Here is a 10,758-nt window from a genome sequence, read left to right as displayed (position 1 = left end):
GTCGGAGGAATTGATCGGAACGCCGTTCATGTAAAGATTGACGCCGCGATTGCCGTAATTGCGGGTCAGGCCGGAGCCGCGGATCGAGATGCGGTTGTCGATGCTCGATTTCGGCTGCGTGATAATGCCCGGCACCCAGCCGAGAATATCGCGCACCGTGCTGGCCGGGCCATTCTTGAATTCGGTATCCGGCACCAGATCGACGCCGCCCGGCGTATTCAGGATCGCCTCGCGCGCCTGATCGGTCGTCGGCACAGTGATCGAATTCGGTTCCGGGCTGCTCGTCACCGTGATCGGCGGAACCACGGTCTGGCCACGCGCAGTCGAGGCAAGCAGCGCCAGGGCGGCGGCGGCGCCAAGCAAGGCCAGGCGCGATGAAGGCACAAAATGCAAATTGCGGGTCATGGATTTTCCTCCAGCGATTTAAATGTCTGAGAAGCGACGCGCGCATGCATGCGTTGCCATGGCTGCGACAGCCATGGACGAAGCGCGCGTTGGATCGATCAGACTGCTGGAGGGGCGCGGGCGAGCGCCGTGGCACGGAAAGCGCCGGGCGTTATCTGTGGATTGAAATCGACAATATGGGTTCCACAGCCATGGAAGGCGGGAACATGCCCTGTATTCGGCGGCGGCAAGGACAGGCCAGCCACCATCGGGCAAAGCTGGCAGGATCGGCCGGCAGGCGCCTTGCCGTTCTCATCGGCGCCGGAATCGCCGATCAATGTTTTGCTGCCATCGGGGGCCAGAATGGCCAAGCCCTCGGCCGTGCAGATGATGATGCCGCCGCCGGCCTCGGCCAAGGCATTGGTCGGAACGAGCGCGGCCGGCATCCAGGACCAGGCCAGAATCTGCATCAGCAAAGCGAAGGCCGCGGCAAGCAGACTGCCGCGACCGAAAGCCCCCCTGATTCCGCCGCTGAATTTCACCCTGGCGCCACTCGGATTTGAAGTTGCGAATTGAGACGGTATGAATATTGCGGAAATTGTATATCGCGCACCCGCAGGCCGGGCAATGACTTGAACAAAAAAACGGCCGGGGTTTTGCCCCGGCCGTTTCGCTTTCGATGCCCTGAGAATCAGGCCGCGAGATTGCGCAGCACGGTCTGCAGGATGCCGCCATTCTTGTAGTAGTCGATCTCGTCCAGCGTATCGATGCGGCAGAGCACTTCGAAGGTCTGGGTCGAGCCGTCGGCGCGGGTGAGCGTGATCGGCAGCTTCTTGCGCGGCTTCAGGTCGGTGGCGACGCCGGTGATGTCGAATTTCTCAGTGCCATCCAGCTTCAGATCGAAGCGGGTCATGTCATTGAGGAATTGCAGCGGCAGCACGCCCATGCCCACCAGGTTGGACCGGTGGATACGCTCGTAGCTTTCGGCGATCACTGCCTTCACGCCGAGCAGGATGGTGCCCTTGGCGGCCCAATCGCGCGAGGAACCGTTGCCGTATTCCTTGCCGGCGAAAATCACCAGCGGCGTGCCGGTGGCCTTGTACTTCATGGCGGCATCGTAGATCGACATCACCTCACCGGTGGGCTGATACTTGGTGATGCCACCTTCGGTGCCCGGCACCAGCTCGTTCTTGAGCCGGATATTGGCGAAGGTGCCGCGCATCATCACTTCGTGATTGCCGCGCCGCGCACCATAGGAGTTGAAGTCGGCATAGGCCACGCCATTCTCGATCAGATACTTGCCGGCCGGGCCGTCCTTCTTGATCGAGCCGGCGGGCGAGATGTGGTCGGTGGTGATCTTGTCGGGCAGCACCGCCAGCACGCGCGCGCCCTTCACATCGGTGATTGCCGAGGGGGTCTTGCTCATGCCGTCGAAATACGGCGGGTTCTGCACATAGGTGGAGGTGTTGTCCCAGCCATAGGTCTGGCCGGTGCCCACCTTGATCTTGCGCCAGTTCGGATCGCCCTTGAACACGTCGGCATAGCGCTTCTTGAACATCTGCGCGGTGACATACTTGCGCACCGTGGCGGCGATCTCCTTGTTGGAGGGCCAGATGTCCTTCAGGTAGACCGGCTTGCCCTTGGCGTCATGGCCCAGGGGTTCCTTGGCGATATCGATCTTCAGGTTGCCGGCCAGCGCATAGGCCACCACCAGCATCGGCGAGGCGAGATAATTCGCCTTGGTGAGCGGATGTACGCGGCCTTCGAAGTTGCGGTTGCCCGACAGCACGGCGCCGACCACGAAATCGTTGTCGGTCACCGCCTTGGAGATATTGTCGGGCAGCGGGCCGGAATTGCCGATGCACGTCGTGCAGCCATAGCCGACCACCTGGAAGCCCAGTTTGTCGAGATCCTTCTGCACGCCGGCCTTGGCGAGATAATCCGTCACCACCTGCGAGCCAGGCGCCAGCGAGGTCTTCACCCAGGGCTTGGTGCGCAGGCCCTTCTTGATGGCGTTGCGCGCCAGCAGGCCCGCGCCCAGCAACACGCTGGGGTTGGAGGTGTTGGTGCAGGAGGTGATGGCGGCAATCACCACATCGCCATGGCCGAGATCGAAATTGGCCTTCTCGACCTTGGCGCGGAAATCCTGGCCGGTCTTCTTGCCATAGAACGTGCCGAGCAATTCCTTGAAATCGGCAGCGGTGCGGCTGAGCGGCACACGGCCTTCCGGACGGGTGGGGCCGGCCAGCGAGGATTCGACCGAACCGAGATCGAGTTCAAGCGTGTCGGTGAATACCGGCTCCGGCGCCTTCTTGCTGCGCCACAGGCCCTGGGCCTTGGCATAGGCTTCCACCAGCTTCACGCGGGCGGGATCGCGGCCGGTGGCATTCAGATAGGCGATGGTTTCTTCATCCACCGGGAAGAAGCCGCAGGTGGCGCCGTATTCGGGCGCCATGTTGCCGATGGTGCAACGATCGGCCAGCGAGAGGTCTTCCACGCCGGGGCCGAAGAACTCGACGAACTTGTTCACCACGCCCTTCTTGCGCAGCATCTGCGTCACGGTCAGTACCAGGTCGGTGGCGGTAGTGCCTTCCTTCAGCTTGCCGGTGAGGCGGAAGCCCACCACTTCGGGCAGCAGCATGGAAATCGGCTGGCCCAGCATCGCGGCCTCGGCCTCGATGCCGCCCACGCCCCAGCCCAGCACGGCCAGGCCGTTCACCATGGTGGTGTGGCTGTCGGTGCCCACCAGGGTGTCGGGATAGGCCACCTCGGTCTTGCCATCCATACCGGTCCAGACGGTCTGGGCCAGATATTCGGTATTCACCTGGTGGCAGATGCCGGTGCCCGGCGGCACCACGCGGAAATTGTCGAACGCGAACTGGCCCCAGCGCAGGAAGGCATACCGCTCGCCGTTGCGCTCATATTCCAGGTCCACGTTCTTCTTGAAGGCGCCGGCGGCGGCGGAATAATCCACCATCACCGAATGGTCGATCACCAGATCCACCGGCGAAAGCGGGTTGATCTTGCGGGTATCGCCGCCCAGCTTGGCCATGGCATCGCGCATGGCAGCCAAATCCACCACGGCGGGCACGCCGGTGAAATCCTGCATCAGCACGCGGGCCGGGCGATAGGCGATTTCGCGGTCGGACTTGCGGTCCTTCAGCCACTTGCCCACGGCCTTGATGTCGTCGACGGTGACGGAACGGCCGTCTTCATAGCGCAGCAGGTTTTCCAGCAGCACTTTCAGCGAATACGGCAGGCGCGACAGGTCGCCCAGGGTCTTTTCCGCGGCTTTCAGGCTGTAATAGGCGTAGCTCTTGTTGCCGACCTTCAGGGTCTTGCGGGTTTTCAGCGTATCCTGGCCAACAGCGATCGGCACGGCGCGCGCGGCGCCCGCAGCCTTCGCCTTTTTCCCAGAAGCCTTTACCACCGCCTTCACAACCTTCTTAACAGCCTTCTTGGCGGTTTTCTTGGCCGGAGCCTGCTTGGCAGCCGCCTGCTTGGCCGGAGCCTTCGCCACCTTCACGGCCTTTTTGACGACCTTCTTCTTCGCGGCCGGCTTCTTGAGGGCCGGCTTCTTGGTGGCCGGGGCCTTCTTGCTGCTGGACTTCTTTTTCACGGGGCGCTCCTTCCTGCGGGGCTAGGCCTTGGCGGCCTGGAGGGTGTTGGCGGGATTCGTGCCGCAAATCCGGCGCTTTGCCAAGGGGTTCCGGCGAATTCCCTTCGTCGTGGACGTGAATTCTCCTCAAGGGGTGTCGCGTTGGTTTCAAGCCCGTTGCCGCGGCGTCAACACCAGCAGCGCAGTCGGACTAAAGCGAATGCTCTCGACACGGAACTTGACTGCGACGAGCCAGACCGGTCACATAGGCGCACAAATGATGTGGGCTTAAGCTTGCACAAGCCACCAGGGAGGCGGCGTTTTGGGAAAACAGGGGCAGATTACGCCCGGAATCCGGGCAGACGATTCACCGGTTGCCAGTAGCGGGAAGCCGATAGCCGGCAGCCAGAGCGCCCCGGAACGCGATACGATTCCGAAATATCTGCTGGATAATGCGCGGCCAGCCCCCCAGGGCCGGCGCGACCGCCCTGCCATGCGCGAAAAGACCCTGGGCATCTGGCAAAGCTGGACCTGGGGCGAAGTGACCGAGCAGGTGCGCTTGATTGCCGGCGGCCTGGCCCTGGCCGGATTGCGGCGCGGCGACAAGGTGGCCCTGATCGGCGACAATCGGCCCGATCTCTACTGGTCGCTGGCCGCGATCCAGGCGCTGGGCGCGGTGCCGGTGCCGATCTACCAGGAAAGCGTGGCCGAGGAAGTGCAATATGTGGTGGACCATGCCGAGGCCCGCTTCGCCATCGCCGAAAACCAGGAGCAGGTGGACAAGCTGCTGGGTCTGCGTGAGCGGCTGCCGCTGCTGGATCTGATCGTTTACACCGATCCGCGCGGCCTGCGGCATTACAGCCAGCCCGGCTTGCGCGATATGGCCGACATCAAGGCCGATGGCCGCCGGCATGCCCAACAGCACCCGGATTTCCTGGAAACCGAGATTGCCAGGGGCCAGGGCAGCGATCTGGCGCTGATCTGCTATACCTCGGGCACCACCGGCCGGCCCAAGGGCGTGATGCTGAGCCACGACAACATCGTGCGCTCGGCCAATATGGCCATTGCCTTCGACGCCATCAACGAAACCGACGAAATCCTGGCCTATCTGCCGCTGGCCTGGGTGGGCGACAATTTCATCTCCTATGCCGAAGCCACCTTGGCCGGTTTCTGCGTGAATTGCCCGGAATCCGGCGAGACGGTGCTGACCGACCTGCGCGAGATCGGCCCGACCTATTTCTTCGCGCCGCCGCGCATCTTCGAAAACCTGCTGACCACGGTGATGATCCGCATGGAAGATGCCAGCCGCATCAAGCGCGGGCTGTTCAAGTATTTCATCGGTCTGGCGCGCCGGGTGGGCCGGCCGATCCTGGAAGGCAAGCCGGTGGGGCTGGCCGACCGGCTGCTCTATGCCCTGGGCGAAATGCTGATCTATGGCCCGCTGAAAAACGTGCTGGGCATGAGCCGCCTGCGCCTGGCCTACACCGCCGGCGAAGCCATCGGCCCGGATATTTTCGATTTCTTCCGCGCGCTCGGCATCAACCTGAAACAGCTTTACGGCCAGACCGAATGCACGGTCTATCTCTGCATGCATACCGACGACGATGTGCTGCCCGATACCGTGGGCAAGCCGGCGCCGGGCGTGGAAGTGCGTATCGACGAGGCCACCGGCGAGGTGATGTTCCGCAGCCCCGGCGTATTCGTCGGCTATTACAAGAATCCCGAGGCCACCGATGAAGCCAAGACGCCGGATGGCTGGGTGCATAGCGGCGATGCCGGGGTATTTGCCGATAACGGCCATCTGCGCATCATCGATCGCGCCAAGGATGTGGGCCGGCTCGGCAACGGCGCGCTGTTTGCGCCGAAATACATCGAAAACAAGCTGAAATTCTTTCCGCAGATCAAGGAAGCCGTGGCCTTCGGCGACAAGCGCGATTTCGTTGCCTGCTTCGTGAATATCGATCTCGGCGCGGTGGGTTCCTGGGCCGAACGCAACGGCATCGCCTACACCTCCTATGCCGACCTGGCGGCACGGCCCGAGGTGTATGACATGATCCGCGGCTGCATCGAAACGGTGAACCGCGACCTGTCGTCGGATTCCTCCATGGCCGACAGCCAGATCAAGCGTTTCCTGATCCTGCACAAGGAACTGGATGCCGATGACGGCGAACTCACCCGCACCCGCAAGGTGCGCCGCCGCATCATCGCCGACCGTTATGCCGATATCATCGAGGCACTGTATTCCGGCACCAGCAGCATCGCCGTGGATGCCAGGATCACCTTCGAGGATGGCCGCACCGGCAGCTTCAAGGCCAACCTGCCGGTGGCCGATGCGCAAACCTTCGCTGCGCTGCGCAAAGCGGGCTGAAACAGGTGAACCAGATGGATGTTTCCGCCACCACCCCGAACGACAAGAACCCGAACGGCAAGAAACTGGGCGATGTGCTGCTGCGCGTGGAGAATATCTCGCTCAGCTTCGGCGGCGTGAAGGCGCTCACCGATATCAGTTTCGATATCCGCGAGCATGAGGTGCTTGCCATTATCGGCCCCAACGGCGCCGGCAAATCCTCGATGCTGAACTGCATCAACGGTTTCTACCATCCGCAGCAGGGCAGCATCACCTTCCGCGGCCAGACCCGCAGCCGCATGAAGCCGCACGAGGCCGCAAGCCAAGGCATCGCCCGCACCTTCCAGAACATCGCGCTGTTCAAGGGCATGTCGACGCTGGACAACATCATGTCCGGCCGCATGCTGAAAATGAAATCCGGCATCATCGCCTCGGCCTTCTATAAAGGGCCCGCCGAACGCGAGCAGATCGAACATCGTGCCTTCTGCGAAAAGATCATCGACTTCCTGGAAATCGAGGCGATCCGCAAGATTCCGGTGGGCCGCCTGCCCTATGGCCTGCAAAAGCGCGTGGAGCTGGGCCGCGCGCTGGCCGCCGAACCCACCCTGTTGCTGCTGGACGAACCGATGGCCGGCATGAACCTGGAAGAAAAGCAGGATATGTGCCGCTTCATCCTGGATGTGAACGACGAATTCGGCACCACCATCTGCCTGATCGAACACGACATGGGCGTGGTGATGGATATCTCGGATCGCGTGGTGGTGCTGGATTACGGCCGTAAGATCGGCGACGGCGCGCCCGAGGAAATCAAGCATAACCAGGAAGTGATCGACGCCTATCTGGGCGTTCAACATTAAACCGGCAGCATTAGGCGGGGCAGGCAGGCATGGCATTCTTCCTGGAAGTTCTGATCGGCGGCCTGATGGCGGGGGTGATGTATTCCCTGGTGGCGCTGGGCTTCGTGCTGATCTTCAAGGCATCCGGCGTGTTCAACTTCGCCCAGGGCGCCATGGTGCTGTTCGCGGCGCTGTTCTTCGTCGGCTTCATCGAGATCGGCCTGTCGATCTGGCTGGCGCTGCCGCTCACCGTATTGGTGATGGTGGCCTTGGCCTGGACCGTGGAGCGACTGGTGCTGCGCCATCTGGTGAACCAAGAGGGCATCATCCTGTTCATGGCCACCATCGGCGTATCGTATTTCCTGGATGGCTTCGGCCAGACCATCTGGGGTTCGAATGTGCGGCAGTTGGATATCGGCCTGCCCACCGACCCGATCTTCCTGATGGATGGCGATATCCTGATCCAGGCTTTCGATCTCTGGGCCGCTTTGGTGGCCGGCTCGCTGCTGGCGGCGTTGGTGGTGTTTCAGCGCACCGGCGTGGGTCGCGCGCTGCGCGCTGTGGCCGATGATCACCAGGCGGCGCAATCGGTGGGCATTCCGCTCAACACCATCTGGATCATCGTGTGGAGCATTGCCGGCCTGGTGGCCCTGGTGGCCGGCGTGATGTGGGGTTCCAAGCTGGGGGTGCAGCCGGCCATCGTCAGCCTGGCGCTGAAGGCGCTGCCGGTGCTGATCCTGGGCGGCTTCACATCCATTCCCGGCGCCATCGTGGGCGGCTTGATCATCGGCGCCGGCGAGAAGCTGGCTGAAGTGTTCATCGGGCCGTTCTTCGGCGGCGGCATCGAAAACTGGTTTGCCTATGTGCTTGCCCTGGGCTTCCTGCTGATCCGGCCGCAAGGCCTGTTCGGCGAACGCATCATCGAACGTGTCTAACCACGGCGGGAAACATCATGCTGTATCGTGAATCCGGTCAGTTCAAAACCAGCTATCCCGCCGACCAGGCGATCTTCACCATCCGGCAAGATCGCTGGTTCTTCGTGCTGCTGATGCTGGCGGCCTTCGTGGGCGTGCCGCTGGTGGCCACCGATTATCTCTACACCGCGCTGATCATTCCCTTCCTGTGCATGGCGCTGGCGGCCCTGGGCCTGAATATCCTGACCGGCTATTGCGGGCAGGTATCGCTGGGCACCGGCGCCTTCATGGGCGTGGGTGCCGTGGTGGCCTGGAACCTGGCCTTCCGCATCCCGGAGCTGAACCTGCTGGTGGCGTTTGGCCTGGCCGGACTGGTGGCCGCCGCCGTGGGCGTGGTGTTCGGCCTGCCCAGCTTGCGCATCAAAGGCTTCTATCTGGCGGTGGCCACGCTTGCAGCGCAATTCTTCCTGCCCTGGCTGTTCACCAAGGTGAGCTGGTTCACCAACCACAATTCGTCGGGCGTGATCACCGTGCCGCGCATGACGCTGTTCGGCTGGGAGATCAACACGCCGATGGAGAAATACCTGTTTGCGTTGGGCGTGGTGACCATACTGGCGCTGGCGGCGAAAAACATGGTGCGCTCCAATCCGGGCCGGCGCTGGATGGCGATCCGCGACATGGATATCGCCGCCGAGATCATCGGCATCCGGCCGATCGTGGCCAAGCTGAGCGCGTTTGCCGTCTCGTCCTTTTATATCGGCATTGCCGGCGCGCTGTATCTGTTCGTCTATCTCGGTTCCGCCGAACCGGACGGCTTCAACATCAATCTGTCGTTCCAGGCCTTGTTCATGATCATCATCGGCGGCCTGGGATCGATATTGGGCAGCTTCCTCGGCGCCTTCTTCATCCTGCTGGTGCCGATCTTCCTCACCCGCGTGCCGCCGTTGATCGGCCTCGACATGTCGACGGCCGCCATCGCGCATACCGAGTTCATGGTATTCGGCGCGCTGATCGTGTTCTTCCTGATCGTGGAGCCGCATGGCCTGGCAAGGCTGTGGCAGATTGCCAAAGAGAAGCTCCGCATCTGGCCCTTCCCTTACTGAGACCAGTCCATACTTAAAACCGGCCTGTACTTAAGACCGGAAGAAACCAAGCTTTGGTAGGCGTCTTGAGTCTGTTAGGGTTTAGGCAATCCGCCCGGCAAGGGCGGTCAATGGGAGGAAAAAAACATGATGATCAAAAAGCTTGGCCTGGCCATCGCGGCCGGTGCCGTTCTGCTCGGGGCGCATGTCGCTGCCTCGGCGCAGGAGCAGTTGATTCCCTCGATGGTGTATCGCACCGGGCCGTTCGCGCCTTCGGGCATCCCCACCGCCGACGGATTCCAGGATTACATCACCCTGCTGAACACCCGCGATGGCGGCCTCAACGGCGTGAAGCTGAAGGTGGAGGAATGCGAAACGCAGTACAACACCGAACGCGGCGTTGAATGCTATGGCCGCCTGAAGGCCCAGGGCGGCACCATCTTCAGCCCCTATTCCACCGGCATCACCTATGCCTTGACCGACCGCGCGGCGGCCGACAAGTCGGTGATCTTCTCCATGGCCTATGGCCGCGCATCGGCCATGGTGGGGCAGTATTTCCCCTGGGTGTTCAATGCACCGGTCACCTACTGGTCGGGCGCTTCGGCGGCGATCCAGTTCTTTGCCAAGGAAGCCGGCGGCAAGGACAAACTGAAGGGCAAGAAGATCGCCCATGTGTTCATCGACATCCCCTACGGCAAGGAGCCCAATCCGGTTCTGCAGAATTACGCCGAGGAACTCGGTTTCCAGCTCGAGCTGGTGCCGGTGCCGGCGCCGGGCCTGGAGCAGAAGTCGATCTGGCTGCAGGTACGCCAGATGCGGCCGGACTTCGTCTACCTCACCGGCTGGGGCGCGATGAATGCCGTGTCGCTGAAGGAAGCCGCCGCCGTGGGCTATCCACGCGAGAAGATTCTCGGCGGCTGGTACACCTCGCAGGATAGCGACACCGTGGGCGCCGGCCCCGCGGCCAAGGGCTTCCGCGGCCTCACCTTCCATGGCGCATCCCGCGATCTGCCGCTGCTGAAAACCATCAAGCAGCATGTGGTGGACAAGGGCCAGGCCAGCCAGGGTGGCAAGCATCTGGGCGAAATCGGCTATCTGCGCGGCGTGCTGAACGCGGTGTTCACCACCGAGGCTCTGCGCACCGCCCAGGCCCGCTTCGGCAACAAGGTGATGGATGGCGAACAATCGCGCTGGGGCTTCGAGAATCTCGACCTTACCGCCGCCAAGCTGAAGCAGTTGGGCCTGGAGGGCTTCATCCAGCCGATCAAGCTGAGCTGCGACAACCACCAGGGCGACGGCAAGATTCTCGTCGTGCAGTGGGATGGCAATCAGTGGAAGCATGTGAGCGACTGGATCACGCCTGAGAACCAGAAGCTGATGCCGCTCTATATCGCTGGCGCCGAAGCCTATGCCCGCGAGAAGAACATTACCGCGCAGAATTGCGCAAAGTCGTAAGCCAACCGGATGCCTCTCCCGCCGCAGGGCGGGAGAGGTTTCCACCCGAATGACAGGTCGCCAGAATGACAGGTCCAGCGCCATGACAGCCGCAACGCCGCTTCTCAGCGTGAACAATATCGAAGTGATCTACAATCACGTG

At 62.3% G+C, this 10,758-nt stretch carries 8 protein-coding genes; 5 read left to right on the top strand and 3 right to left on the bottom strand.

Annotated features, from left to right (window positions below):
* The 3 genes from KF827_RS19045 to acnA form a co-directional block, all read right to left on the bottom strand.
* On the bottom strand, positions 1-405 hold a 405-nt coding region (locus KF827_RS19045), incomplete at its 3' end, for a Plug domain-containing protein (RefSeq protein WP_291009045.1).
* Between the two features lie 98 nt (positions 406-503).
* Entirely contained in the window at positions 504-926 is a 423-nt protein-coding gene (locus KF827_RS19040; RefSeq protein WP_291009042.1) for a DUF2946 family protein, read from the bottom strand.
* Between the two features lie 149 nt (positions 927-1,075).
* Positions 1,076-3,763 carry an aconitate hydratase AcnA gene (gene acnA / locus KF827_RS19035; protein WP_291009051.1) on the bottom strand — a complete coding sequence of 896 codons (2,688 nt, stop codon included), beginning with the start codon at positions 3,761-3,763 and terminating at the stop codon, positions 1,076-1,078.
* Between the two features lie 559 nt (positions 3,764-4,322).
* On the opposite strand from acnA, the gene KF827_RS19030 reads away from it, so the two are divergent.
* The 5 genes from KF827_RS19030 to KF827_RS19010 all read left to right on the top strand — a co-directional run bounded on the left by KF827_RS19030 (position 4,323) and on the right by KF827_RS19010 (position 10,616).
* Positions 4,323-6,350, top strand: coding sequence for an AMP-binding protein (locus KF827_RS19030; RefSeq protein WP_367273154.1), 2,028 nt, complete (start codon positions 4,323-4,325; stop codon positions 6,348-6,350).
* A gap of 14 nt (positions 6,351-6,364) precedes the next feature.
* Complete coding sequence (locus KF827_RS19025; protein WP_291009039.1) at positions 6,365-7,186, top strand: ABC transporter ATP-binding protein; 822 nt, start codon at positions 6,365-6,367, stop codon at positions 7,184-7,186.
* A gap of 29 nt (positions 7,187-7,215) precedes the next feature.
* Positions 7,216-8,100 (top strand): branched-chain amino acid ABC transporter permease, encoded by an 885-nt coding sequence (locus KF827_RS19020; RefSeq protein ID WP_291009036.1) that lies wholly within the window; start codon positions 7,216-7,218, stop codon positions 8,098-8,100.
* Between the two features lie 17 nt (positions 8,101-8,117).
* A complete protein-coding gene (locus tag KF827_RS19015; protein WP_291009034.1) occupies positions 8,118-9,182 on the top strand; it encodes a branched-chain amino acid ABC transporter permease in 1,065 nt (354 codons plus the stop codon).
* 126 nt (positions 9,183-9,308) lie between these two features.
* Complete coding sequence (locus KF827_RS19010) at positions 9,309-10,616, top strand: ABC transporter substrate-binding protein (protein WP_291009031.1); 1,308 nt, start codon at positions 9,309-9,311, stop codon at positions 10,614-10,616.
* The last annotated feature ends 142 nt before the right edge of the window (positions 10,617-10,758 follow it).

Origin of the sequence: Ferrovibrio sp. (assembly GCF_019636075.1) — a bacterium.
In the GTDB taxonomy this organism is placed as follows: Bacteria; Pseudomonadota; Alphaproteobacteria; order Ferrovibrionales; family Ferrovibrionaceae; genus Ferrovibrio.
The sequence above is the reverse complement of the archived record's forward strand: the minus strand, read 5'-3'. Positions and strand labels throughout refer to the sequence as shown.

Coding starts and splice junctions, on each gene's coding strand:
- KF827_RS19025 (WP_291009039.1), top strand. CDS start 6,365: ATGGATGTTTCCGCCACCACCCCGAACGACAAGAACCCGAACGGCAAG.
- KF827_RS19020 (WP_291009036.1), top strand. CDS start 7,216: ATGGCATTCTTCCTGGAAGTTCTGATCGGCGGCCTGATGGCGGGGGTG.
- KF827_RS19015 (WP_291009034.1), top strand. CDS start 8,118: ATGCTGTATCGTGAATCCGGTCAGTTCAAAACCAGCTATCCCGCCGAC.
- KF827_RS19010 (WP_291009031.1), top strand. CDS start 9,309: ATGATGATCAAAAAGCTTGGCCTGGCCATCGCGGCCGGTGCCGTTCTG.